This window comes from Stieleria neptunia, from assembly GCF_007754155.1.
GTDB classification, from domain to species: domain Bacteria; phylum Planctomycetota; class Planctomycetia; order Pirellulales; family Pirellulaceae; genus Stieleria; species Stieleria neptunia.
Genome location: NZ_CP037423.1, coordinates 5,157,073 through 5,181,830, shown reverse-complemented (window position 1 = coordinate 5,181,830; position 24,758 = coordinate 5,157,073). Strand labels below are relative to the sequence as shown.

The 24,758-nt window shown below is 53.1% G+C and carries 20 protein-coding genes and 1 pseudogene; 12 read left to right on the top strand and 9 right to left on the bottom strand.

Translation table 11 applies throughout. The annotated features are described in order from the left end of the window. Position 1: 1 nt before the first annotated feature. The gene (locus tag Enr13x_RS17900) at positions 2–1,276 is read left to right on the top strand and encodes a hypothetical protein (protein ID WP_145388307.1); all 1,275 of its coding nucleotides are present in this window, start codon (positions 2–4) and stop codon (positions 1,274–1,276) included. A 663-nt stretch (positions 1,277–1,939) separates the two neighbouring features. On the opposite strand, the gene mobF is transcribed toward Enr13x_RS17900, so the two are convergent. The 3 genes from mobF to Enr13x_RS17885 are packed head-to-tail and all read right to left on the bottom strand — an operon-like array spanning position 1,940 to position 4,889. After that, positions 1,940–4,399: a MobF family relaxase gene (mobF, locus tag Enr13x_RS17895; protein WP_145388305.1), complete on the bottom strand. Its 2,460-nt coding sequence runs from the start codon at positions 4,397–4,399 to the stop codon at positions 1,940–1,942. Next, the gene (locus tag Enr13x_RS17890; protein ID WP_145388304.1) at positions 4,400–4,690 is read right to left on the bottom strand and encodes a hypothetical protein; all 291 of its coding nucleotides are present in this window, start codon (positions 4,688–4,690) and stop codon (positions 4,400–4,402) included. Then, positions 4,659–4,889: a hypothetical protein gene (locus Enr13x_RS17885; protein ID WP_145388302.1), complete on the bottom strand. Its 231-nt coding sequence runs from the start codon at positions 4,887–4,889 to the stop codon at positions 4,659–4,661. The genes Enr13x_RS17890 and Enr13x_RS17885 overlap by 32 nt, the downstream gene beginning before the upstream one ends. A 495-nt stretch (positions 4,890–5,384) precedes the next feature. Here Enr13x_RS17885 and Enr13x_RS17880 point away from each other — a divergent pair, with 495 nt between their 5' ends. Together Enr13x_RS17880 and Enr13x_RS17875 are read left to right on the top strand one after the other, a co-directional pair. Next, positions 5,385–5,681: a hypothetical protein gene (locus Enr13x_RS17880; RefSeq protein ID WP_145388300.1), complete on the top strand. Its 297-nt coding sequence runs from the start codon at positions 5,385–5,387 to the stop codon at positions 5,679–5,681. A gap of 234 nt (positions 5,682–5,915) precedes the next feature. Beyond that, positions 5,916–9,329, top strand: coding sequence for a methyltransferase (locus Enr13x_RS17875; protein WP_197456117.1), 3,414 nt, complete (start codon positions 5,916–5,918; stop codon positions 9,327–9,329). 617 nt (positions 9,330–9,946) lie between these two features. On the opposite strand, the gene Enr13x_RS17870 is transcribed toward Enr13x_RS17875, so the two are convergent. The 3 genes and pseudogenes from Enr13x_RS17870 to Enr13x_RS17865 all read right to left on the bottom strand — a co-directional run bounded on the left by Enr13x_RS17870 (position 9,947) and on the right by Enr13x_RS17865 (position 14,331). Beyond that, positions 9,947–12,214, bottom strand: a complete 2,268-nt coding sequence (locus tag Enr13x_RS17870) for a serine/threonine-protein kinase (protein WP_231744359.1) — start codon at positions 12,212–12,214, stop codon at positions 9,947–9,949. Positions 12,215–12,361: 147 nt separating this feature from the next. After that, positions 12,362–12,556, bottom strand: a pseudogene (locus Enr13x_RS39800) (HNH endonuclease); the annotation flags it as partial. A 566-nt stretch (positions 12,557–13,122) separates the two neighbouring features. Next, positions 13,123–14,331, bottom strand: coding sequence for a replication initiator protein A (locus tag Enr13x_RS17865; RefSeq protein ID WP_145388294.1), 1,209 nt, complete (start codon positions 14,329–14,331; stop codon positions 13,123–13,125). A 784-nt stretch (positions 14,332–15,115) separates the two neighbouring features. On the opposite strand from Enr13x_RS17865, the gene Enr13x_RS17860 reads away from it, so the two are divergent. After that, positions 15,116–15,781 carry a nucleotide-binding protein gene (locus Enr13x_RS17860; RefSeq protein WP_145388292.1) on the top strand — a complete coding sequence of 222 codons (666 nt, stop codon included), beginning with the start codon at positions 15,116–15,118 and terminating at the stop codon, positions 15,779–15,781. Beyond that, on the top strand, positions 15,774–16,184 hold the full coding sequence (locus tag Enr13x_RS17855; protein WP_145388290.1) for a hypothetical protein: 411 nt from the start codon (positions 15,774–15,776) through the stop codon (positions 16,182–16,184). Before Enr13x_RS17860 ends, Enr13x_RS17855 begins: the two co-directional genes overlap by 8 nt. Positions 16,185–16,223: 39 nt before the next feature. Here the strand turns inward: Enr13x_RS17855 and Enr13x_RS17850 are convergent, their stop codons facing one another. Further along, on the bottom strand, positions 16,224–16,763 hold the full coding sequence (locus Enr13x_RS17850) for a cupin domain-containing protein (protein WP_197456115.1): 540 nt from the start codon (positions 16,761–16,763) through the stop codon (positions 16,224–16,226). Between the two features lie 234 nt (positions 16,764–16,997). On the opposite strand from Enr13x_RS17850, the gene Enr13x_RS17845 reads away from it, so the two are divergent. Next, entirely contained in the window at positions 16,998–17,480 is a 483-nt protein-coding gene (locus tag Enr13x_RS17845) for a hypothetical protein (RefSeq protein ID WP_145388286.1), read from the top strand. A 60-nt stretch (positions 17,481–17,540) separates the two neighbouring features. Then, a complete protein-coding gene (locus Enr13x_RS17840; protein WP_145388284.1) occupies positions 17,541–17,753 on the top strand; it encodes a helix-turn-helix domain-containing protein in 213 nt (70 codons plus the stop codon). Positions 17,754–17,769: 16 nt separating this feature from the next. On the opposite strand, the gene Enr13x_RS17835 is transcribed toward Enr13x_RS17840, so the two are convergent. Further along, positions 17,770–18,249 carry a JAB domain-containing protein gene (locus Enr13x_RS17835; protein WP_231744358.1) on the bottom strand — a complete coding sequence of 160 codons (480 nt, stop codon included), beginning with the start codon at positions 18,247–18,249 and terminating at the stop codon, positions 17,770–17,772. Positions 18,250–18,397: 148 nt separating this feature from the next. On the opposite strand from Enr13x_RS17835, the gene Enr13x_RS17830 reads away from it, so the two are divergent. The 4 genes from Enr13x_RS17830 to Enr13x_RS17815 all read left to right on the top strand — a co-directional run bounded on the left by Enr13x_RS17830 (position 18,398) and on the right by Enr13x_RS17815 (position 22,065). Then, a complete protein-coding gene (locus tag Enr13x_RS17830) occupies positions 18,398–18,604 on the top strand; it encodes a hypothetical protein (RefSeq protein ID WP_145388280.1) in 207 nt (68 codons plus the stop codon). Further along, positions 18,591–18,989, top strand: a complete 399-nt coding sequence (locus Enr13x_RS17825; RefSeq protein WP_145388278.1) for a hypothetical protein — start codon at positions 18,591–18,593, stop codon at positions 18,987–18,989. Before Enr13x_RS17830 ends, Enr13x_RS17825 begins: the two co-directional genes overlap by 14 nt. Positions 18,990–19,527: 538 nt before the next feature. Further along, entirely contained in the window at positions 19,528–20,550 is a 1,023-nt protein-coding gene (locus Enr13x_RS17820) for a hypothetical protein (RefSeq protein WP_145388276.1), read from the top strand. Positions 20,551–21,003: 453 nt separating this feature from the next. Further along, positions 21,004–22,065 (top strand): hypothetical protein, encoded by a 1,062-nt coding sequence (locus Enr13x_RS17815; RefSeq protein WP_145388275.1) that lies wholly within the window; start codon positions 21,004–21,006, stop codon positions 22,063–22,065. A 316-nt stretch (positions 22,066–22,381) separates the two neighbouring features. Here the strand turns inward: Enr13x_RS17815 and Enr13x_RS17810 are convergent, their stop codons facing one another. Beyond that, entirely contained in the window at positions 22,382–23,827 is a 1,446-nt protein-coding gene (locus Enr13x_RS17810) for an IS1380 family transposase (RefSeq protein ID WP_145385855.1), read from the bottom strand. A 298-nt stretch (positions 23,828–24,125) separates the two neighbouring features. Here Enr13x_RS17810 and Enr13x_RS17805 point away from each other — a divergent pair, with 298 nt between their 5' ends. Continuing rightward, complete coding sequence (locus Enr13x_RS17805) at positions 24,126–24,719, top strand: ECF-type sigma factor (protein WP_145388273.1); 594 nt, start codon at positions 24,126–24,128, stop codon at positions 24,717–24,719. Positions 24,720–24,758: the final 39 nt, after the last annotated feature.

Genomic DNA, 24,758 nt, shown 5'->3' with positions numbered 1-24,758 from the left:
ATTGAGCGAAGTATTTACCGTTTTCTATTCCTGGCAAAGCGACACGAAGCAGAATCACGCACGCCATTTGATTCGTGAAGCACTGGATATCGCGGCTGATGCGGTTAGCCAAGATGCGTCCAACTCGTATCAAGTTCTGGTCCAGTCCGATGCTCAGGGAGAACCTGGACTTTGCAACATTCCGGAAACACTTTTGCGGCGGCTGCGTGAATCAGACGCTGTGGTTTCCGATCTGACATTCGTGGCCGTAACGACGGGCGATGAGCCAAAGCACTGTTCCAACCCCAATGTTCTGTTTGAACTTGGCTATGCGTTCGGTCAAATTGGTCCTGAACGATTGATCTGTGTGATGAACGAAGCTCATGGACCAGCAGCCAAGCAGATTTTCGATTTGGCCCATCATCGACGCCCGATTTCGTTTGTCAGTTCAAATGAAAAGGGACAAGGAACTCGCAAAGAAACAATCGCTGCCTTGGCGAAAGAACTGGAAACCGCACTTCGAGGCGTATTGAAGCTCGGTCTCGTTGGTGGTTCTGGGGGCGATGACGAAATCCGGCACCAACGTGCCTTATCCGAAATCCAGTCGTTTCATCAACCGTCGGAGAATCGAATCGCATACCCACGTATCGAATTCGTTTTTCGCCCAACACTTTTCCGACAATTTCGATGGCCCGATGCAGAGACGTTGGAGGCTTTGCTACGAGAAATTGGACCGTATGTTGGACGCCATCACTATCCGCCAGTGCAAACCGGAACAGCCCCGATGGACTGGGGGTTGTTTAACGATACGTATCGTCATCCTTGGGCATTCACGTACGCTGGTCAGTTTTGGACTGAAATTGTCTTTGGCGAATCTCAAACGACGGAGTTGTCGGACTTTGATACACGTACGAGATCGGTTCAAGAGCTTGTTGATTCCTCGACCATTCCTGCCGGTCGTTGGGGCTATGGAAAGTACGCGCTGTCACAACTGGGTGCGGCGTTTCACTTTTCGGCAATCCTAGCAAGTCGCTTTGCCGACTCCGAACAAATTCAAATCGACGTGTCGGTTAGGAATATGAAAGACTGTTGGCTTGAGTTTGAAAACGACAAGAGAGGGCCATGCCGTGCCCCTTCTCTGTTGCGGCAAGTCCAGAAAACTGCGTCCGAATTCCGCAAAGATTGGATGTCTGACTTTGCTATGGTTGGAAAGTCATTCACTGATCTGTTCAACCGTGACGGACGAGTGTTCAGCGCCGATGCTATTCTCAGCATCTGCGAGCTGACGGTCGAATAAAGATAAGGTATCCGCGGCAAACCCCTATCAACTAATTCCAGACGCGTTCTCTTACAGCGACCGGAATATGCGGGCCGGTGTACTCGAGAATATCTACTCGCAACGATTGGGCGTGAAAAGACTATCAAGGCAACCGAGTATTCAGGCTGATCTCGGATCAACGATTCCGCAGACCGTCGAACACCTTCTGCGCACGAAACTAGATGGATTCATTACGCGGCGCAATCAAATCATACATCGCGGACCTGCATATTACACATCATCCGAAACAGAAATCAAAGAGGCCGCCAAGGTCTTTGAGACTCTCGTCATGGGGTGTGCGGAGGCACTCGACAAGCATTTACAAAGTCTGTAGCTCGCCCGCCCGCTAGCACGCTCGGGTGGCCGACGCCGGAGCAGCCTAGGATTTTCGTCTGGGGCACCGGTCCTCACCGCCACTTGAAAGCATCAAACAGCGCGGTCGAAATGATGCCAACCGCGTTTCGGCCAGCGCGCTCAGGGCGTGACCTGAGCATGCAAGCGGGACGCCCTAACCTGCGTGGAATCGAAACGTCGAAGCAGCTTACCGTGTTCAAGGGTCAGTAACCTCAAATAGCTTGTTTTCGTACAAACGGTTGCCGTCTACCAATGGACGCTCATCAGGCCAACGCAATACTACACCTATCACCCAATTTCGTACTCATACGCGAGCTCAGCCTGCCGAGAGACGTTCATCCTGGACGCCAATTCAGCCATTTGGCCAGACGAAAGCTCATCCGCGTAAAGCATTGTCACCGTCTTGGCCCGAGAGCCTTCAACGTAACTCATTTCTCTGTCAGTCATTGAATCTCCCGTCATGATAAGGGAATTCTCGCAGGTCACACCTTGCCCTTTGTGGACGCTCATTGCGTAACCGAGCGTCAGATGCGAGAAGTCTTTGGTATCGACCTCCACCGTGAACCCATCATCCAGGCGAAGACTCACGACCTCGCCTTCAATCGAAACGACTTCAGCAAGCGTTCCGTTCCGTACGCAGAGTAGATTGTTGTTCCTGGTAACCATCACCCGGTCTCCGAGAAAGAGCTCCATTCCATCGACTTCGATGCTCGCTTCTCCGGGCTCCCCAGATGCTTTCCTTTCAGCTTGAAGGAGACGATTTAGCTCACGCACCTCGATGTTTGTTCCAGCAAACACGAGCGTCTCTTTGAGCTCTCGCTTCTCGATTGCATACTCCCGCCAATCTTCGACCAGACGTTTTTTCGCCTCGTCTCGGTCAGAGCCGATGAAGAGCCCTCCTCTGGAGTGGAGCTCTGAAAGAGCGTCTTCAGCCCGCCCATCGCGTAAGTCTTTGACCATCTTCCGCGACCAAACTTCCCGCTGACGGATGATTTCCTCAAGCGATGTGTACCCAATCTCTTCAGCTATTCCACGAAATGCGGCCCCCGCGTCGATCGCCTGGAGCTGCTTGCAGTCCCCGATAAGAACAAGCTTCGCTCCCGCTGATTCAGCAACAGAGAGCAGCTTTTCCATTTGTCTGGTCCCGACCATTCCCGATTCATCCAAAACAACAACGGACTTCTCGTCGAGCTTTGCTTCCCCTTTCTCGATATCCCGAAGAAGCTTGTGGATGTGAATCGACTGGATACCCGAGCCGTCTTCCAAACCACGAGCGGCTTTTGCAGCGAGAGCAGTCCCGAGCACCTGGTAGCCCGCTGTCTCCCAGGCCTGCCTTGCAACACCGAGCATGAACGTTTTCCCACTACCCGCGACACCGTTCACGCACGCGATATCAGAATCGGAGAGCATGAATCGAACCGCTTCGCACTGCTCCTCTCGGAGTGTCTGATAGTCATTCAGGATATCTGTTACGAACTCCGGAGCGACCGCATGACCATGCTTGCCATTGAGTCTCTGAGCGCATCCAATCATTCTCTTTTCAAGCTCGAGCATTTCCCTGGTCGTAAACGTCCGGGCTCCCGACTGGTCGTCTTCCAACCGAACAATCTCATTCGACGTGGTGAGGAGTGCTTCGACCCCGGAACGAATTTCATTGATTCCAAGACCACGGCATTGTACTTCGACGGCCGCAGATTCTAGAAGCTCGATTTCGGTGAACCGGGCTTTTGATTTCATGAGCGACTCGAGAGCAGCGTTTACCGAGGACTCGAGCTCTCGCCCCTGGACAAACTCCCGAGCTTGCCCGATTGCAGAATCGAGCACCTCACGGGTGAAACCGTGTTCCTTTGCAAGCTCCCGCCAGGCAGTGAAGAGTTCTTCTTGGCTCCACTTTTCTTTACCTTCCCTCGTCCGGAGTGCCGCTAATTCCGCAGCCTTCGCGCCCGTTAGCCCGCGGTCACGGAGCCACTTCTGTATCTCCCCTCTCCGTTTGCTCGATGCTTGAATCAGAGATTCCGGGACACAGTCCAGCTCAAACCAGGAAGCCTTCTTGCCGTCCCTCTCGGCTCGATGAGTGCCAAGCCCCATCGACTCAAGCTCTTTTGAGAGCTCCGCTCGGAACATCGCACCGAGCATCATCTTCGACCGTCGATGAAACAGAGGGCGAGCATCGACCGCGCCGCTTGAGCCGTCTTCGCGCATCGCAACATTAGCCAAGACCGCATGAAAGTGGCGGTTCACGTCCGGGACTTCGCCGGGGATTCCCCGAGCCGTGTCATGACTGAAGACCGCGAAAGTAAGTTTCCCGTCTTCGACGCGAACCCCATCTTTCCCGCGTCGAGTCTTCCCGAACATCTCCTCGATGAATTCAAGCGTGCGGTTCAGTGCCGATCGAGCACGACGGTCCAGCTCGGTTCGCGTCTCTCGGTCAGCTTGTGACCAGGCGAGAGAGTAAGACTTACTCATGGAGAACGTCAGGTCGAAACCAGCCCGCCGCTTTATCTGGCCTTTCTTCCGCTGCTGGACGAGCCGTTCTTTTCCATCCGGAGAAAGACCTTCAAGGAGATTCTTGAACGTCTCCGGGGAGACCTCCTCCCCTTCGAGTCCTAGCTTCCTTGCACCAGCTCCGAAGTAAACACCAGGACGAGAGCCATCTTCCGAGTAGTAGTCGTGGTTTTCGGCATCGCCCAGATTCGCGTAGTAGTTGACCTCCGTGGATGAACCGCCGATCAGCTTAATCGAAAGCAATTAGCCTCCTTCGTCCTCGAAAATCACGTCGTCGAGTTCGCGACGAAAATCTGAAAGCTCTTCCCTCACTCTGTGAATTTCCTGGTTGAGACCAAGCAGCCCGTTTTGCGCGACAATCATGGTTGCGATTCGTCCGAACTGATTCGGGGAAATTCCCGCAGCCGTCGCGGCTTCAAAAACCTTTTCTGCGTAGCGAGGAGCCAATCGAAACGAGAGTTTCTCGGCTTGCTCTCTCTTGGACTTCCGGCAGGCCATGCGTTTACGCCTCATCGATAAGAACCAAGGCAGCATCTCTCAGCTTCTTTGGAAGCGGATTTTTCGAGAAGAATTCTTCCAACGACTGCTCGATGATTGACTTCTGAGAGCCGAACTTCCCAACCTTTCCATAGACCGCGAGCTCGAGGGCGATATCTGGACTGAAGCGGTATGTCCCTGATTTTGTAAGACCTTGCATGTTCCTTCTTGCAAAACTGCTTGCCTTTTTTGCCATGCCCTCTACCTGGAAAACGGTGTTCTGACTGGCAAGGTACCTCAACCCCAAACGCTACTCAATGATTTCTGAACTGGTTGTGTGGTTTGTAGCAACCACGGTTGCCTGGTTGCTTGTCACCATGGCTGCATGGTTGCGAGCAACCATGCATGTCAGCTTTCCACCCAGGTACCCATAGAGCCATCTCCACACCCGTGCATCTTTGATGCGACGAATGGTGCTTTACGCACGGGTGTTCCTGTAGGCCGCTCGCCCTCCTTCCTGCTCGCATTGTCGACAGACCTACCCCGAGAAATCCCAACTGCTTACGCGGTGGATGGACGGGGCTCTGTCTGCCTTGGGTACCTGGGTGAATTCCTGGTCGACGCCGCGCCCGAGATGTCGACCGCCAGGCAGCGAAACGGGGCTCCGTTCTGGCGACGAACATTGTTTTGACTAAGAAATGAAACCTCCGCAAAATCTCCCGAGTTGAAACTAAGGAAAGGAGACCTCGCCATGAAACAAAACAAAATCGAGGGAAGCAGCAAAGAGAAACGCTCTGACTACGTTGCGACGGTTCGAGAAGGGGCCATCGCAGCGAACGTCTTTGTCGGACAGACCCAAGACGGGCGTGACTATCACTACTACCTTCTCTCCCGCTCCTGGAAGAGCACAAGGACCAACAAAGAAGGGTACTCCAACCGCTTCTTTGGCCAAAACGCACAAGCGATCGGCAAGGTAGCTGAACTTGCCGCAGCGAAGTGTGAAGAGCTCGATTCCGGCAGCGAACGGGACCAGCAAGAAGCCGCCTAGAGGCAATCTCAAAGGTATCCACCAATGGGACAGCTTCAATTCGACTTCGATTTAGAACAACAAAAGACGCCCGCCGTCGTGTCTTCCAATTATAGCACGCCGGGTTCAAGGGCCGCTTCGCCTAGCGGCTCCGCTGCTGCTTTGAGCAGAGCTCAAAGGCTTCCCCTTGAGCCCACGTGCAACACACCTCCTGAAACAAACGGCGGGGAAACCGCCACATCTCAGGAGAACAACATGGAAGACAAAACAACAAGCTATCCGTTTATTCGGCCAGACCGACAAATCGCCCTCGATGGAGCTCCAAGCACTTGGCCAGAGCCAAGCAGCCTTGAAGACAGAGACACCATCACGGTTGACCGAGCGGAAGACATGGATGGACCGGACCACCGCTTCATTATCCGACGCTATGACCTGGTGGAAACATTGGACGCCCGGCTCGGAGAAGTCACCGACATTGACCACGAGGACCGCTCGGTGACCATCACGCTCGAGACCGGCGAGACCGAAACACGGCCAGCTATCGAGGTGTTTCCAACCGCTGCAACCGAGCTCCCAGAACGCGAGAGCAAACCGGCCGACACCTCGACTGTCGAAGCGAAAACACCCACCGCTTCACCTTCAGAAGATGCAGAAGGGCTCATCCGACCAGACAGGCAGATTACGTTCCCAGATGCCCGAGGACACTGGGAGTGGCCCGACCCCGGCGAGCACCATGACCGAGACACCATCACCGTTGACCGAGTTAGCGACCTGGATGGAGCCACCCCGCATCGCTTTGTCATCAAGCGGGGTGACACCGTTAACGCCTGGTTCTCTTCGAAGAGAACGGAGCCAGGGAAAGTAGTCGGAATTAGCCACGCAAACAACCAGGTTCGAGTCCAGTTTCCAGACGCGATTCGAGACACAGAAGGTATCGAATTCCACGTTGGCCAAATTTACCCAGCAGCGGAACCAACCCCAGCGAAACCAGATGGAGCCGTACCACTCAGCTCGATTATCGAGAAGGTGAACGCGAAGCACGGATCCAAACTCACCATAGCAGACAGGGTTCCCCTACCCGCTCCTCCACGTGCCGTTCTCAAGTTCTTAGAAGAGCACGAAGGGAAACAGTTCACGGACATCGACCTACGCGAACAGTTTGGACAGTCCGACTTCAACCCGTTCGACCCTCTAAAAAACGAGGTGAACCAGTCTCTAAAAACACTTCGAGACAAAGGGAAGATTCACGTTGAAGAACCGGACTTCGGAGCAGCCAGGTTCTCAGTGCTAGCACTCCCGGAGAAAGCTTCGGAGCTCACCCAGGCCCATTGCCCGGACCACCTAACAGGAGCCGAAGTAAAAGCACTCTTCAGGAAGTACCACCAGACCATCAGCGAATTCGCAAAGAGGTGCGGATTCACCCAGAAGCACGTTCGAGAAGTGCAAGAGCGTGGCCTCAAAGACCAGCACTCCGTAAGGGACTGGCTGGAAGCGATGCTTCCCAATGACCATCCAAAGAAGGCTGCACCCACACCCCAGGCACCGAAGCAATCGGAGTCGTACACCTTTGACGACCACAAGGAGTACGTCCGGAAACTCCAAGACGGAACGGTAACCCTGGTGGAAGTGAAACAGGGATTCTCCAGGCTACTTGAAGACAAAGATGAATTCATCGCTGACCTAAAGAAACGCTTCAAAGCAGACAAGCTGAAGCTTCTCGCTTCTCGCCTTGGAGACTGGAACGCCCGAAGCCAGAACAAGGGAGAGAACGCAGCTTCCATCCACCGGAAGATGTTGATGGATTTTCACCTGAAAGACTCATTCAGCTACCAGATGGGACAGGACCCGGACGAGCAGCTCGCTCTCCAGGTACTCGCTCAAACCGATGAAGACGTCACCCGCTACGTCGAATCGAGGAATGACGCACGGGAAGCGCGAGAAAAGGAACTCACCAACCCCGAAACGCTCCGCGAATTCCGGGCGTTCATCGACGAGAAGGGACAAGACGCCCTATCGAAGGAACAGCTCGCCACTTGGGACAAGCTAAACGCGGACCTGTCGCGAGAGCGACGGAAAGAGAGCAAGCAATCGAGCAATGTCGGCCAGTTTCAGGCTGAAGAAATCGGAGACTTGGAACTCACTCTGGTCGAAGGACACCACTCAAAGAAGAACATTCCGCTCTTCATCGTACAGATGGGAGCACGAGTAGAACGCTCCACGTTCGTTGAGCTCAAGAATAAAGCCAAGATGCTGGGTGGCTGGTATTCAAGCTTTGTGAAAGCTCAGGCCGGTTTCCAATTCTACGACCAGGAAACCGCAGAACGATTTATCTCGCTCACCCAAGGAGACGTTGACCGAACCGATGTGCTCGAAGCACGAAAAGCCCGGAAGGAACAAACCGCATCCGAAAGGCTTCACGAGCTCGCGACGGACATGCTCACCAAGGCCGACGAAACGATCGAAGCGAGCAAGGACGCTATCCAGAACACAGCCCGAAGAGCTGACATCCAAGCAGGGGTGAGGGGGCGAGCGTACGCAAGCCAAGCACTTGCTCGCTCCATCCACTCGATTGCAGAAGCACTCTCAAACGGTGAAGCGAATTACTTGGACGGCATTCGGCACCGCACCCACGTTGAATCCCTCGATACCGTTCTCAACCTTTCCCGTCGGGCTCGCGTAAGATCCATCAAACAGAGCGAAGGAGAGGGAGATTTCGCTTTCTATGAACGCCGCGGGAACGAAGAAGGGAAACCCTACTCTGAAGATGACATTAGGCACGCTGAGTACCCGTATCCATCTCTCTACAAACGACACCTCTATGAAGCGATTGAGCACTGCAAAGGAAAATCCGGACAGAAACAAGCGGCAGCCAGAATGGAGAAACGGCTGCGCTACGAGAAAGAAGAATACGTGACATTCAGCGAAGGCCACGACATTCGCCAAGTGACGGACTTGATCGCCCGAGCCAAGGCAACCGGATTCGATGGCGACTACCTCGACCGGTCACTAGAGCAATTCAGCAGACTTCGCCGGGCCAACATCTTCGACATTCACGAGCTACGAGCAGCGTTACGAGAATACATCCCGCACTCCTCCAGTGTTAGAGGTGACGACCCGGTGCAGATTGCAGAACGCGAACTCGTCGGAAAGAAAATCCCTGGTTTCTTCCCGACCCCTGCCGCTGTTATCGAAGAAATGCTTGAACGAGCAGACATCGGGCAAGGCCACCGTGTACTTGAACCCTCATGCGGCAAGGGGGACATCGTCCAATCTGTCAAACGAGCTCAACCGGATGTTGGCATCACGGCAATCGAGCTCAACCGAACGCTAGAAGATGTCCTCTCCGCCAAAGGAATTGACGCTACATTTGGAGACTTTCTTGAGCACGAAGGTGCATACGACCGGATTCTCATGAACCCGCCCTTTGAGAACGGGGCTGACATCGACCACGTTCGAAAAGCGGTTGATCTATTGGCAGCAGATGGCCGCTTGGTAGCAATCATGAGCGAAGGACCATTCTTCCGTTCTGACAGAAAAGCAGAAGCTTTCAGGGAATGGCTCGAAGAACTCGGTGGAGAGAGCGAGCAACTGCCAGAAAACGCGTTCAACGGAGCCGATGCTTTCCGGCAAACCGGAGTACGCACCAGAATTGTCACCATCGGCAAGTGATCGGCGTCGGCACGGGAGCACCGAAATGATGCCCGATACTTCCGTCGGTGTCCGCCACCAACACGCACAAAAAAGTTGCCCAAAATGCCTCGGCTTGTCCAACTTCGCGCGCTTCGGGAAGGTTCCAATCTGCTTTGGTGTGACGTTGGAACGTGAGCGATACCGTTCGTGGAACGGAATCAAACGCAGCTCCCGGAGTCGATGAGCAGATAGTGAATTGTCGTTTTGAGTTCCGCTCTCCAGTCAATCTCAACGAGATATCCGTTACGAAAAAAGAGCCAGTACGCTGGCGGTTTCCTGCGGCACGAGGAACCTTCGTTCCGGTTGAGCCAACAGGGACGACCGACCTTGCTCGCGACTTGGTGTAGCTATAGCCTGCCAAATGAGGATGCGACGGCGAATCGCGGTCCAAAATTACATATTCGCACCCCCCCCAGCCCTCGCTCCGTGCGGCGGAGAATACCGCCATTGGAGCATTCAAAAGTTGGGAGTTACGTTTTTCGACCGCCGATCGATCCCTGCCGGACGCTACGATTTTCGACTGCCGTTTACAGAGTGCGAGCGCCGCAGGGCGATCCACCCTTTAGCCGCTGCTATAACTGAGCAATCCTTCCGCCCTAAAGGAAACCGTTCGCGAAATCTTGAAAACTCCAAATGGTAATGATACGCTCGTTTTCTTCGCTATCGATCGTGGCTATTTGCATTCCATTACGCGCAACGTCAACAACGCGCTGCAGTGTTTTCGGGCTTGTCATCTGAACCAGTCTTAGACTTTCTAGATCCCACAGATAGACCCGGCATTCATAATCAACTACTACGAGGTGACGATTTGAAAGAAAAGCACCTCCAACGATACCATAACACCCCGGTAATTGCCGGTGGTCGTTCCTCGCAACCAAAAATACATGCAAGGCCCCTTTCATATCCGAAGTGCAAAAAGAACTGCCATCGTGTGAATAAGCGACGACGGCCTCGTGCCGCCTATTACTACCTGCATCAAATTCGCGAACCGTTGAAGTGCTCCAATTCCATGAGAGCGTTCTACCGTCAATTGTCGTGACAGCAAGAGAGGTCTCTATTGGCGAGATAGCGAAATTGCGAGGTCGAGTACTTAATTTCGATTTAGCGTCACCTTCTAGGTCGAAAATGGTTACCCCAGACGTGCTGGCGACGACCAATTGTTCGTCATTGCAAAACTCGATTTGATGTACACGTTCATCAACGGTAAAACTACTGAATCTGCCGGTTCGTTGATAAATCGATATGACGGTTGATTGGCTTAGAAACTCCGGTTGACCTGGCTCCCGTGTCGCCACCGCCGCTCGCAGGCTGCTTGGAGAAATGGCGACTGAGCCCCAGAATCCATAGTCACGTGCGAGCTCGATCGCTACTCGTCCTTTGTCTAGCAAGAGCGCATTGTGAGTAACTATTGCTAGGTCCGACCCTTCGGGTGTAAGTGCTGCTCCCAAAATGGGGTCGCTCGCTCGGATGGTACTTAGTGCGACGGGCTCAGTCGGCGGCCGCTTGTAAGCCCGGAGTTGGGATTCGGCCGTTGTAAGTCGGGATCCGACCGCAGCAAGGGTGGTCGTGAGTTGAGTCTCTCGACTAATGAAGAAAAAGAGGATCGCGACAAGCGCGGCGATACAACATGTTGCCGCCAGCCGTAGGGTTAAGAGACGGCGCTTGAGCACGCGGCTCGTCAGTGAGTCGCCAGACAGCCACCGCTCGATCTCCGACCTAAGCTCCTCAACTGTCTGATACCTACGGGACGGGGCAATCTCAAGGGATTTCAGGCAGATTCGCTCCAATTGAACGGGGATTCTACGATCGAAAAGTCTAGGGCTCTCGATGGGATCTGTAAGGCGACTACCTCGGTGTCGCGGTGGATGGCTCGTTAACATCTCATAAAGGGTTGCGCCAAGGGAAAATACATCAGCCGTTGGGTCAATTGAGACGCGTCGATCAGTCATTTGCTCAGGGCTTGCAAACGCAACCGTTCCAAGGGTCCAATCGTCGGCTTCCAAATCCAAGTCCTCTTGTTCGACGTGAGACCTTTTATTGCTGTCAAATACTCGCAAACAATCCCAGTCGACTAGGTAGGTCTGGTTGAATTCACCAACAATAATATTGCTAGGCTTGATGTCTAAGTGCAGGACGCCCTGGCTATGCACGTAGCTCACGGTTGTGCAAACGTCCGCAAACCGCAATATCGATCGCCTAATTCCAGCCGCGTAGGATTCATTATCTTCAGCTTGTTCACGCTCGATTTCCATCTGGACATGGAGGTTACTTCCGCGCACCAGAGGTGTTGTGTAATATGGTAGCGACGCCTGATCTTGAGCGATCTTAAGCATAGGTAATATACCGGGATGCTGAAGATTTGCCACGATTTGGGCGTTGCGCACGAATAGCCTTTGCGCGGTTCTGTCGTGTGAATGCCTCGGATGTAGCCTTTTGAGGGCAACTTCACGTTTCGCTTCCCGGTCAAATGCCACATATTGATCACCAAAAGCTCCCGCGGAGAGTTGCCGCAGGATTAAGAATCCGTTCGGAGAAACCCAGTGTTCCTTCGACGTTAAATGTTCTTGCAGATCGGTATTGGGTGATTCGCCCGGTTTAATTGTCGTAGTGCGATCTCTCGGGAAAGGTTGGACGCCTGAGCGGCGCACATTTTCGATCTGGAGCCTGATGCAGCTATCCTGCGAATTGGGGGCTAGGTCCAGCAACTCACGGATATGGTATTCAAGCAATTTCGCTGCTTCTCGAATGGCGTCTGGACTCGTTTCCGATGTTTCAAAGATGAACTTAACGCTGCCAGATTCTATTGCGGTAAGCGAAACTTCATCAGGATTCTTGTGCAATGCCGCAGATACAGCATGAGTCACTAGGTCTCGCTTCGCGTCATCGAAATCAGCAAGTTGGACGCCGAAAATCTGAAGTTTGATCGTGGTTTTTGGGACGGAGGACGGCCCTTTGTGCTGCCGATCTGCCCATGGTGAAGCCTTGAAATCGCGTAATAGATCGACTCCCCACTCTTCCTTGTCTGCGCGACTGTGGCAGTTGGCGCATAGGCAGATAAGGTTTTCGGGGCTATGGTCTTGAGTTTGAGACCAAGGGACGATGTGTGCGTTTTCTAACGGAAAGGGCTCTCCACACACGCAGCACCGATGGCTACACTCGAGTAGCAGTTGACGCACCACTGGCCGGGGAATTGCGGGCCGTCCCATGTATCAAAGCACCTTGGAATCGAACTAAGACAATGTCAGTAAGTGGGATTATACGGCAAGCTGCTGTAGAGCGTTTGCGGCGTTGGGTGTCGAACGCCAGTCGGCGCCGCTGATTTTGAACAACGCCCTTCACACGTCCAAGTTGAGGCACCAGCAGATTCAAAGCTTGCACGCGCAACTTCGGTGACCGATTTAGTCCCTGATCGAAAATCGCTAAGCCGATTGCACACCGATGCGAGTTGGTGCTTTTTTTAACTTGCTGAATTTGCATCGACCGAGGTCGCGAAACGACCCGCCTTCGGCGCGACGATCAGATTCACCGCCAGCATTCTACGCTACTGCAATTGCTGGTCACGCATGTTCAGTGACTTGGGGATCAGAGCGTCGCTAGGGTCTCGTTTGTTTCGCTTTTCGGTCAAACAACCTGAGGTTTCTCGCGTCGACTCATCGCGCGCTCTGGTGACCGGCCAACACCGCCAAACTGGCTCAATTCTCAACCGCCATCGACACACGCTCTGACGTACGAACAAGGGCATCCCGAAAACAACCACGTCTGCTACCGAAAATTACTCTGTGTCCAGAGCACGATTTCTTTTGCTTCTGAAGCCCTCGTCCAGATACCGACGTACGTATTCTTGTCGAAGCGGTGACGCCCCGATCGGTGTTCCTTTCTGGCGATGCCTCGCAATGCTTTTTTGCTCAAAGCTGTGCCCGAAACCCTCTGCCAACGCGTTCGACTCTGCTCGAAGCAGTTCACTCGGATTCTGCCGAGCAAACCATTTTGCCAAGTCGTCTGTGGATTCGTTGTCAGGCTTTCCGCTTATTGCCCTCGCTGCAGCTTTTTTGGATGGATGACTTGGCAGCCGACTGTTCTTCGTCCGTTTTCTAAACACGGCGTCAAAGCCGCACCCTCCCCTCTTCGCTTTGACGCTGAAGTCCGACAGAAACCCCACGTCAATTAGAACTTTCGCGGCTCGCTCTAAAATGCGTCGAACTTGACTCGGGTATTTTTCCGCGAGGCCCATCGTCCCCTCGGAGAGACGCATGAGGTCGAAGGTAAAAACATCCCGCACTCCCTTTCGCCCAAACTGCTTTCCGAGCCAACGATACAGCCGAACGGGAACTTCCCGTCGACGCCCACTCGCGATCTGTCGGAAAAGTTCCATGTCGATGGAACGGATATAGCCATCACCGATGCTCTTCCACATCACATCACTCCAAACAAAGTAGTTGAGCGACTGCCGCTTTCGTCCGGTTCGGTTTCGATGTTTCGCATACCGTTCTTCGCTACAAAGCTCGTAGCTCTCAATCAGATGAAAGCCATGAGAGCGATACTCCTTTTCGCTGTTATCCCACCAGGAGTTTGAGAACTTCAAGAATGTCCCCGTTAGCCGGTCGAAGCTTGCAGCAAGACGATCATAGGCACGACCGTTCGTGTCCCATCCAATGGTCCGAAGGAGGTGGTACTGACTGAACGGGACCTTCCGACCCCGGAACCCGTTCTGCTGGGTTAGCGAGCTGAGTCCTACGAGCACTTGTTCGTCCGAAGGGCGGGGCAAGCCGAAGCGAGCAGAACCGGTAATCAGAAGACTACGCTTAATTGGCCTGTTCGCCTTTCTGTCCCAGACTTCGTGATCGATTTCGATCGTCTGTTCCTCAACGGGAGAGATCGGACAAAGCGGAAACTCAACGAGGTTCATTTCGTCGCGACCATACAGCGGCACGACCTGAGCTTGGTCGCCCGCTTCCTTCTTCGCGGTTTCGGGCTTCACCATCCCGCCTCCCCATCTAATTCAGACAAGAGAAAGGTACTAGGAACTTCCTTAATTCCTTTTAGTTCTTTAGTAGGGGTGCTGTAAGTGGCCGAAATCTCTCGTGAATCCGCGAAAACCTTGTCTGGGAGACCGACAATCGTTGCCTGGGAGACCGACCATGCTTGTCTCGGGGACCGTGCAAACTTGTCTGGAAGACCGTGCAACCCTTGTCTGAATTGCATGGTGGCTTGTCTGAGAGGACGTGCAAACCAGATTTGTTTCAGAACACGTGCATTTTTTTGACGATGGATAGCCATGGTAGCGGGATGCTTTAAATCAGTTGAAGCAACGCTACCGCGTGCTGCCGCGAACACGCAAGACTTGAATTGACTGCGGGCACAGTGAAGCGATACCGAGCCGCTTTCCCATCGTGCCTGCCTCTCCCGACAGCCACTCACGTTGACGCCAGTTTGATTCTGCGATTTTGCTCGTGAAATGGCACGCTGAGATCGGCTCTCAGAGCGACGTATTGTTTGAAGGCACCCGATGGGTAGGCCCGGCTGCGAACGGCTCACCACGAGGCCCCTAGCGCCTAGAATGGCTAGGCTACCAAGCCATCACTGCTATTTCGGAGTCGCGATTTCCAGAATTTCGCCGATTCATTCCTGAATCGTTCACGCAGTCCTGAATCGTTCTTTCCTGATTCTCTCAAGTTTCTTGACTGAATCATGCCGGAGTCCTGAATCATTCACTCGTGAAAGAATGGTTCTTGCGTGAATGATTCAGGCGTGAGCAAACTCGTTTCATGCTCATCGTTTATTTTGGAACCAAGGGCGGTGGAGGGAAAACGTCTCTCAGCGTCTCGCACGCCGGTTGGCTCGTTGACCATGGCTATGAGCCTCCGGCATTTCTCGACGTCGATGTCCAGAAGCTCGCTTCTCGATGGCTCAAGAGTGCCGAGCCCAAAATCGTGGTTCGCGAAGCGACGACGCCAGCCGAAGTTGAGAAGGGGCTAAACGCACTTCATGCCGAGCATTCGATTGTCATTGCCGATGGACCCGGCGGATTCGACAAACAGAATATCGTTCTACTTCGCCGAGCTGACCTGATTGTCATCCCCGTCATGGCGAGTCCACTTGATATCCATTCCGCGCTGGCCGGAGCACGCGAATTGATCAACGTTGTCAAAACGAAGTATCGCGTCAATCCGAAGGTGCGGTTTGTCGTCAACGGACTTGATGACCGCACGAAGTTTGCGAAGGAGATGCGAAGCTTCCAAAGCAAGATGAAGCCACCAGCCACGAAAGCGGCTGTGAGGCGGCTAACGGCATTGATTCGATCAGCCGCTCAGGGGGTGATTCCGACAAGGATGGAAAACGAGCGAAATGCACGACAAGACCTCGATGCTCTATTCCGGGAACTCATGTCGCTCGTTAGTTCTAAACATGCAAAGAAGGTAGGCAATGGCTGAGAACGAAAGAGAGTTCTTTGAAAATCTGGTCGACACCGTCGACAGTGAAGTCAACGAGAAGAATTCTCAAAAACCGAGAAGAGAATCAACGCCGCAATCGACGTCAGGTGATGAGCAATCGCCGAACGACAAAGTCGCTCAGCCGGATTTTCGACAAACAAAAAAGCGCATCGGCGGTAAGCGGGAAATGGCGACCGCATCAACGCCGCGACAGACGTCGGAGGAGATGCTTCGAACCTTTGCCAAGGCAACCGTTCAGAAGACGGTTCGATTTCAGCCGAAACTGATTGCCGACCTTGAGGCTTGGCAACGAAAGCAAGAGACGATGGGAGAAATCCCCGCCTCTTTTCAGCGAATCCAAAACGAAGCTCTGCGGCTCTGGTTGGAAAAGCACTCTCGATAATACTGCCGCTCATCGAGTGCCGCTGCCATTCGATAGCTACTAAAGCAAGCTGAATTGTCGCTCATCGGTGAGGTCGATGTACGGTGAATGGTAGGACAGGAGCTGCAGGTCACATTGCATGGTCCTAAATGTGTGGACCGTACCCCGAGAGAAAACGAGTGCATCCCCCGTTTTGACTTCAATTGAATGACGCTCATTCCGTGATGCGTCAACAACGTGTTCGAAAACGCCGCGGCCATCTGCGACAAAGATGACGCGGTCGGAGTAATCATGTGAGTGGAACGGCAGATCAAGCGTATTCGCTTGGAAATGGAGTCGGAGTAAGGCGTCCTTGTCGTCGTCTTTCAAGATTTCCGATGCACGCCAAATACCGCCGCTGATCGTTTCCACGTCCTCGAAGGGTGATTCCAAATGGAGAGGGTACTCGTTGCAGAGCGACTTGACCTGCTGTCGCAGGTCCCCAAGTTCAGTGTGACGAAAGTCGCTGCAGTGAGCACAGATTCCATCTGGATAACGGCCTGCCCTTATGTCAGCGTTCAGGCCATCAGCGATTTCTCGACACACGCGAAACAGATTCATCAAAGCACCCTGCCAAGTGACCGGTGCTGAGACACGAGAAAGAACTCGGAAAACAGATGGGGCGATCATATTGATTTGGGGGTTCGCGGATGCGATCGTGATCAAATAGGAAGGTGAATCATGGAACCGAACAAGGAACAAACTCGCAAAAATCTGTCGCGGAGAGAGCGGATTGACGTCCTCTTCGCCGAATACGATTCGCTCAACCAGTTGCTACGGTTTCGATTGACGGCGATGGATCGACGCTTGCCGGTCGCTGTCACCTTCATGGCGGCCACGATCGCGGCGGTGCTGGCTCTGCCATTGAAACTGCAATTAGCTGTTTTGATTGCAACACCATCGGCCATTCTTTGGATTGGCCGGACGACCGTCCAACACGCCAGGGCGAAGGAAGACAACCTTCGTCGCATCAGTGAGATCGAACAGCAAGTCAACGAGATTGCTGGCGAGGAGCTCCTCTTGTTCCAATCTCGGCATCCAAATCGGGCCGCGACCGTCGGCGGAAGGACGGGAATGTCTGTCGTCTTTGCGACGACACTAAACTCACTCCTGATGTTGCTGGTTTGCGTAGCGCTATTCGGCGGGGAGCACGGCCAAGTGGCCCAATTCCTGTACCTGGTATTTGTCGGAGCGATTGCTTGGGACCTGATCATGGGTGCAGTTCTTCTGAACAGGTACGTGTATCAGAGGCGTCCGGTCATTCTGTTGGAAAACTGACGAAGCGTTCACACTCATAGTGTGTAGCCAAAATAGACACTTATAAGTGTGATGTAAAGGATGGCTGCAAAAGAAATCCTTTCAAAAGTTGGAAAACGTGTCCGCGACCTCAGGGAAGCGAAGGGCTGGTCGCAGGAGGAGCTCGGATTTCAGAGTGGCCTTCACCGGAACTACATCGGAGGAATCGAGCGAGGGGAACGGAATCTCGCGTTGCTAAACTTGGAGAAGCTTGCCAAGGCACTCGGGGTCCACGCTCGAGATTTACTGCCGTAGCCCCCTACTTCGGCACCTATCTCGACTCTCGGATCGACAAGACATCGCCCGTCCCATCCCCATGGATGATGTGGTCGAGAACCGTGATTCCAAGGAGTTTTCCCGCCTCGGTCAGTCTGTCGGTTACGTCGAGGTCCTCACGACTCGGTGCCGTATTGCCCGATGGGTGATTGTGCGAAAGGATCACAGCCGCCGAGCCTTCGATGACCGCAGGCTTAAAGACTTCCCTGGGGTGCACGAGAGACGCGTCCAGAGTTCCGATCGTGATCGGAACCACGCACTGGACGCGGTGTTTGGTGTCGAGACACGCGACGACGAATTGTTCCTGATCCCACGCCGGATTGTCCTTCCAGTATTGCTTGAAGAATTCTCTCGACTCGTTGGTGCTCGTCAGGCACGGTCGACCACTTAACGGTCTCTCATAGATGACCGAGACGCGTTTGACGGAGGCGTACTGCGTCTCAATGATTTCGCTTCCTGGCAATAGGCCCGTCATCGCAAGATCGCACTCAGGCCTGCCAATTTCCTCTGCTTCAAAGTCAAAAACGTGTTGCGTCAACATCCTCACCGTCCTTTCTGAAGCATGAGGATGTCACGAGCGTGGCCGCTAATCAAACTTTGTTTGAAACCACCAAGTCGTTCGAATGAGAGACCGTCCTTCCCAAGATCGCAACAAACAAGCGGCCAGCACAAGCACCGGTCCGATTCAGTTCGGTGCAAGGTTGCTCGAAGGTGTTCAAATGTTCCTCGGCATTCGAGACTCGGCGAGTTTTCTCGACTACGATGTTGCCAGGCTCACCTGCCAGCAGTCTCCGGCCTTTGCGAGGCGATACACCGATGGACAATTCTGATTCAGAACCAATCGACCTTGAAAAGCTTCAGCCAGGTCCAATTCGACACGAGTCGCTGTCTCCAGAGCTGCTCGACCAGGTGCAAGCGTTGTACGACGTGATTGGTCCCTTTCTGGACACAACGCTTGAGCAATTCGAAGTAAACCTCATGCGAGATTCCAATCCTGAGCAGGAGGTAGCGATTTGGTGCTGCATTACAGCGGCATGGATTTCGTATCACGACCGATACGTTGGTGAAGTTGAGTTGCCCGACGAAGAAGAAAAGAATTTGATTGCGGCGTTGATTGCGATTTCAACAGGAGCCACCGACACAAACCGCTTCGGCGTCGCCGAACCAGTTGGGCAGCGATTACTCAATTGCTACGACGAACTCGGTGCAGACTGACGGGCGAGAAAAAAAACGCTCTCGCACCTTGCTGGCCGCCTTTTTCGCTCGCCAGGTACAGAACGGGTACAGAATTTACAGCGTTCGAGAATCGCTCCTTGTTCTGCCGGAAACTGTTTCGGGCAAACGGATTGCGTCGAGATGGAGGCAAATCTTCCCGCGGAGAACTGACGCTCGTCCTCAAGCGTTTCCCGACTGGAAATCGCGATTTCCTCGCGATTCGCGGGTTTTCTGGCTTTGGTGATCGTGCGTCGAGCATCGGTCACCTGGATCTAGGGTCGGTCCAAAACTCGCTTCTCCAAAGCTGGAGCAATTCGGCGAAAGTTTCATGCATGTTGAGGTGTTTCGCTAGTCGAAATCACGGCCGGAACAAAATTCCGAGTTTTTCTTCAGGACCGATGACGGATTCTGCTTTCCCGTCTCGGTATCCACTTCGAGGCCGCTCTTTGCGGCTTCAACGTCAATTTCACAAGACTCGCCGTAGTGCACCTTCAGGCGGGTTCATCAATCTCGCACCACTCGAACTGAGGGTACCGAAATGAATAAGCGAGGAGCTTCATCTTGGCAGGCTTTTGCAGCAAGCGAGCCGAACGAGTTATCAAGACCAAAGACAGTTGAGATTCAACCATTTTCAGACCATGGGAAGACTTCAGAAGCTCGTGGACGACAGGAAACAATTGGAGTTCTAAAGTCCATAATCACAAGGCTGTGCATGACTGCATTACTAATTGGGCTCGTGCTCGGCGCGAACGCTGACGCCCAGGTTCCATCAGCGCTTTCATCACGCGATTATCTGATGGGCGCTTTGTCCGGCGTTTTGGATCGCGCATTCACACTTCAAGCCTCTGAAATGGGGACATACCACGACGATTCCAACTGGGGTAAACGCGCCTCACACTATGTCGACGTAGTCAAAGGAATCGGTACGGAACCCTATTGGATTCGAGTAGGGCCATTAAAAACTCTGGGGTATCGTCCAAAACCCATCTACCATCGCGTTCCACACTCAATGTGGAGCAGGGGTTGGGTCAGGGCTGAGATCCCTCGGCGAAACATTGATGTCGATCTCTACAACCTTCGAGTCGGACCACGCTTTATTGAAGTTGACGTTCGTGTAAAAGCCACACTTCGAGGAGAAGCTCACGTGAAGCAATACTCCCATGGAGTCCAGCTGCTCGATGTTACTGCTCATGGACGAGCTGACGCATTCCTCAACTTTACAATGAGACTCACGCTTGCTCCGAGCGGCTTCTCGGTCAGTGCTGAAGTCAAGAACCTGACGCTCAAACATGACAACTTTGTGGTCGACCGTGTCGGCTATTTCGGTGGAACTACCGCAAAGCTCTTAGGCGACGCGCTTCTGGAAACTACCAATCGAGTCAAGCCAGAGCTAATGCGTGATGCGTATCGAGATGCGAAGAAGAGCATTATCAAAGCACTAACTAGTGGAATCTTCGATGCTAATCGGGTTGCTGATCTTATTCTCGATAGTGCGAAATCGAAAGTCGACCCTGGGCTCTTTCCCAACGTTAGCTACGACTCGCAAAGTACGTCTCGATAGTTGAAGAGTGACTCACCTTCAATTCGTAGTGGCTGTTGCGGATATCAGCCACCTTCAACGCTGAAACTTCAAATCACTTCTCTTCAAGAGGCGATTCCTGCGCCAGAACCTCGCCATCACTGCCGAGGCATTCGCATATCCAATCAATACGTTTAAAAAATCAACAGAGAAATAATCATGTGTTCAACTTCTATCCACAAACCCGAATTCTGCCGAAAGATCTCTTGCTGGTTGGCCATTGCGTTTTTGAGTGGAATGTTCACTTGCCACTGCAACGCGGCTCCTGGTTCCACGAAAAGCCTCTATCTTGTCAATATCACGGGCCAGACGATTAGGGTCGACGGGCATGCGGCGTTTAGGACTCCAGCGCCCTTTGGAACTTGGAATAGCCCGCATGTGTTTACGGAGAACATTAGCCCTCATTCATTCGATGACCCCAACTTCCAACTGCCATTGTTCAAGAACTGGGATTTTTCAAAATATGGCGGCCACACTCTTGCGCTATCGATTGAGATCCCGGACAACACAGCGAATACAACAAAGAGGCAGGAGGTCTCTCTTCAAAGAAGCCCGAAAACGGTTGTGGTTGTTGGGCGTGATGGCTTCGAGACCTTTACGGAGACTGAATATCGCGCATGGAGGCGAAGTGAACTAAACCGACGTGCGGAAATGCAATCAAATGCGAACGCAAGGCTAACGGAAGAAACGAACCGACGCGAAGAACAGAGTCACAGGACCCGTGTTGAGGATGGTATCGAATCTATTGAAGGCAGTCTTGCTGATATCGCGTCGGGAGCAAATGGTATTGCGACGATGGCACCGGTACTCGAAAGATTGCAGCAACGAGAAGCGTCGATTCGGGAACAGGAGCTAGAACAAGAACGGACGAGAATTGAGGCAGAGACCGCTCGGCAAAATCGTATAGCCGAAGCTTATGAACGCGAGGCTGAAATCGAACGGAGGAAGATCGAAGCAATCGAACGTGAGGAAAGACGTAAGATGAATGCGATTCTTGAGCAGCAACGGAGAGTTGAAATTGAACGAAGAAGACGTTTGATGCAACCGACTTTTGACGCACACGCTCAGGCATTCCGGCAACGCGATAGTGAAGGTCAAAATCGAAATGCCCTTCGGGACCAAGCCTTGCGAGCTTACGCGAACAGTAGTTCGAACATTGAGTTTAGCGCTCCTCGCTCCTACTCGCCACAAAGGTCATATTCAAGAGCTGCTCCCTATGCACGACAGGGATCGAACTCGGGCAGCCTGCGAGCAAACGCACCGGAAAGGCAAGTGGAATACGTCACCACGTCTGGGTTGAGCATTCGTTTCCGACGTTTGAATGACGTTTGGTACGTAACCATGCCGACCGGTGATCAATACCAGTGTGAAACGATAAAATCGGATCATTCCGAGGTGCTGCTGAGAGACTTGAGTGGCACAGTGTCGCTTCGGTTGACAACTCACACCGTTTTCCTTCTCTCGTCAGGCACATGGATTCCTGTCGGAGAACGGTAGACTGAGCTTTGAATAACTCGCGGATCGTGGTGTTTCGCGGAAGCACAGATATCGCAAAACAGCCTGTTGGCTTAAAGTCACGAGACGTTCGGTCAACCAAACCAACCGTCTATCGCGGAACTAGACCTCAATCAAGCGAACGCGGGCGTTGATTTTGGATGACGGCTGTAGATTTCCGAGGCGCAGCGGGGCACGCGGGAGCACTGCTCCTTATCAAAAATTTCGCAATGTATGGTGCTCAATGTTTCGTTTCTCGGGTTAGGCGTTAGCGGCGGTACCGGAGCGTCCGGACTCCGGCTTCGTTGGTTGCGACGTGTCACGTTCGAAGCGGCATCGCAATATGGTCACTGAGCGTGAACAAATTTTCGACGCCGAGACGGTATGTCAGAATCCGCAACTTCAACTGACGCGATGAGCGGATGACTTGGGCCGGGATCTGGATCAACGATGTCAGGAACGTCGAAAACTCCATTTTGATCACGCGGTCACGGAGCCGCTTCCTCGCCTTCTTCTGACCCGGATTCCCTTTGACGCGGACCATCAGTCCACTCCAAAGCTTCAGCGTCCAGGCAAGAGAAGCGAACAACATGTACGCCCAATTGCTTTCCAGTGAATCCAGTGGCGCGGTCAATGCGTGACTCGCCTTGAGCTGGCTAATCGTGTTTTCCTGATCGCAGCGATGATTGCCGTCTCCGATCAATTCACGCGACTGCTTTTCTTGCTTTGGTTCATTGCTGATGTAGAAGAAGTACTTTTCGGTGCTGAACAGGAATTGCTGTCCGGTCGTGACGTCGATGTTTTTGCGAACAGCAACCATCCGGTAGGGACGCTTGCAGTTGCCGGGCTGATACGGAAACTCAGCGTAGCTTTCAGCACGCAGTTTTTTGTTCTCGTAGCCATTTTCTACGACGATTTGCTCTTTGTAATTCGGACGTTTTGCACGCGGATTTTTCGAAGTCGATCTTTGCCGCCGGAGCGGTTTCCATGCCGATTCGTCGAGGGAATCGGCAATTGCAGTCAGTGTTTTGTTGGCGTCATAACCAAACACAAAACGGACGCCCTGCGCGTCCCATCGATCGAGATGTTGAGTTGACGAAAAGTCTGTGTCACCACGCAACAGGATCTTTCGAAACCCGGCACTGCGACACAATTCGATCGCCCTGTCGAAGTAGAACGATGAGCCTTCACCGCTGGGACGATTGCCGCTGCGGTTGGCCAGATACAGCAACTCTTTGGTTTCCGCGAGCGTTACAACCAGTGGATGGTATCCCCACTGACCTTTGTAGTTGATTCCGACGCCCTCCTTCTTTTCACCGCAAGTCTCAACCATCGTACCATCGGCTTCAATCGTGGCCTGCTCGAAGAACGCATCGGATTGTTGCTTCCAAACCTTCTTGCGTGCCGCGTTAATTCCCTGCATCAAGAGCAGTAGCTTGAAACCATCAAAACGGCGGCAGAAGTCACCAGCGGTTGTCGGATCGGGAATCCGTTCTGCGCCGAGTGCATCCAGGTACGCCTGGTCGGTGCGGCGATGCTCTAAATGTTCGAGGCAGGTCCCCCCGGCCAATAGATTCAGGGCAATATTGAGCACGTGGTCGGCTTCGTCGTACGGCGCGTGAAGCTTAAACACTGGCGCGGACTGGTTGATGTGCTTTCGCAATCCGAGTTGCTGGACAAGCTGCATGATCATGCCGATTCCACCGCAGGAGATCGCCTCAACTTTATTGGCCAGTTCGTACTTCGCCCGCAAAGGGCGAATCATGGGCGTATGCGTCTTGCCCTTCTTCTTATCGATACGTTGCAAAAGAACTCGCTTGCGGCGCTGAAATCGACGGCGTAAATTGTCGTTCACTCGAAATCCTCTGCTGAGTGAGTGCGTTGAAGTTGTAGTTACCTCCAATACACCCGCAAAACGCCGAGGGTTTCGAGTTTTTTCAGATTTTCATCATCCAGTGTTCGCTTGATTGAGGACTAGAGGGCTGCCGCGATACTACGTTGCCAAGCACAGACGCTGCGAAGAACAGGGCAAGGACAGTACTGACACAATAGGACAAGAGACTATGGAAAACCCGGGATCTATCTCCATCTGGATTGAGCATTTGCCATCGGAGAGTGAAGAGGCGCAGGAAGTGCTTTTCAAACGCTATAGATCTCAACTGACGGCCTATGCAGCTGCTCGACTTCGGGCGCTCGGCGTTCGAAGCAAAGACGCTGATGACATCACACAAGAGGTGTTTCACGGTTTTTTTAGACGGATCTCGCAAGGAAAGATGCCAGACTTGGAAAATCGGAACGATCTTTGGCTCAAGTTGACTCGGATCTGCGGAGATCGCGTTAAGGAAGCGCGTCGAAAGAAGTTTACTCCGACCGAGTCAGTATTCGGTCAATTCGATGCTCAGGACGGCCGCAGCCCGCTCGAGATTCCGGCGGACTACGGACATCAGCTGGATTCTTGCCTCCACGCTGTTGAACACGCATTACTGAAAAACCTGCTTGCCCAAGAGCACCCGGATCTTCCGGAAATCGTCGCTCTCCGCATCAACGGGATGACCATTGAAGAAGTCGCAAAACGGATGGACCGATCAAAGGCAACGATTGAGAGGCGTCTTCGATCTGTCGACCGCATCATCGCGAATTACCGCAGCATCTCATGAAACGAGATTGATAGGTTCTGTATGGGTTCATGGGGCAAC

What these genes read in the sequence shown, in the direction of transcription:
- Enr13x_RS17860 (WP_145388292.1), top strand. Translation starts at nt 15,116, where the DNA reads ATGCTCATCGTTTATTTTGGAACCAAGGGCGGTGGAGGGAAAACGTCT.
- Enr13x_RS17805 (WP_145388273.1), top strand. Translation starts at nt 24,126, where the DNA reads ATGGAAAACCCGGGATCTATCTCCATCTGGATTGAGCATTTGCCATCG.
- Enr13x_RS17820 (WP_145388276.1), top strand. Translation starts at nt 19,528, where the DNA reads ATGAATAAGCGAGGAGCTTCATCTTGGCAGGCTTTTGCAGCAAGCGAG.
- Enr13x_RS17810 (WP_145385855.1), bottom strand. Translation starts at nt 23,827, where the DNA reads ATGATTCGCCCTTTGCGGGCGAAGTACGAACTGGCCAATAAAGTTGAG.
- Enr13x_RS17835 (WP_231744358.1), bottom strand. Translation starts at nt 18,249, where the DNA reads ATGACGGGCCTATTGCCAGGAAGCGAAATCATTGAGACGCAGTACGCC.
- Enr13x_RS17885 (WP_145388302.1), bottom strand. Translation starts at nt 4,889, where the DNA reads ATGGCAAAAAAGGCAAGCAGTTTTGCAAGAAGGAACATGCAAGGTCTT.
- Enr13x_RS17875 (WP_197456117.1), top strand. Translation starts at nt 5,916, where the DNA reads ATGGAAGACAAAACAACAAGCTATCCGTTTATTCGGCCAGACCGACAA.
- Enr13x_RS17880 (WP_145388300.1), top strand. Translation starts at nt 5,385, where the DNA reads ATGAAACAAAACAAAATCGAGGGAAGCAGCAAAGAGAAACGCTCTGAC.
- Enr13x_RS17845 (WP_145388286.1), top strand. Translation starts at nt 16,998, where the DNA reads ATGGATCGACGCTTGCCGGTCGCTGTCACCTTCATGGCGGCCACGATC.
- Enr13x_RS17850 (WP_197456115.1), bottom strand. Translation starts at nt 16,763, where the DNA reads ATGAATCTGTTTCGCGTGTGTCGAGAAATCGCTGATGGCCTGAACGCT.
- Enr13x_RS17825 (WP_145388278.1), top strand. Translation starts at nt 18,591, where the DNA reads ATGGACAATTCTGATTCAGAACCAATCGACCTTGAAAAGCTTCAGCCA.
- Enr13x_RS17865 (WP_145388294.1), bottom strand. Translation starts at nt 14,331, where the DNA reads ATGGTGAAGCCCGAAACCGCGAAGAAGGAAGCGGGCGACCAAGCTCAG.
- Enr13x_RS17830 (WP_145388280.1), top strand. Translation starts at nt 18,398, where the DNA reads ATGAGAGACCGTCCTTCCCAAGATCGCAACAAACAAGCGGCCAGCACA.
- Enr13x_RS17855 (WP_145388290.1), top strand. Translation starts at nt 15,774, where the DNA reads ATGGCTGAGAACGAAAGAGAGTTCTTTGAAAATCTGGTCGACACCGTC.
- Enr13x_RS17840 (WP_145388284.1), top strand. Translation starts at nt 17,541, where the DNA reads ATGGCTGCAAAAGAAATCCTTTCAAAAGTTGGAAAACGTGTCCGCGAC.
- Enr13x_RS17890 (WP_145388304.1), bottom strand. Translation starts at nt 4,690, where the DNA reads ATGCTGCCTTGGTTCTTATCGATGAGGCGTAAACGCATGGCCTGCCGG.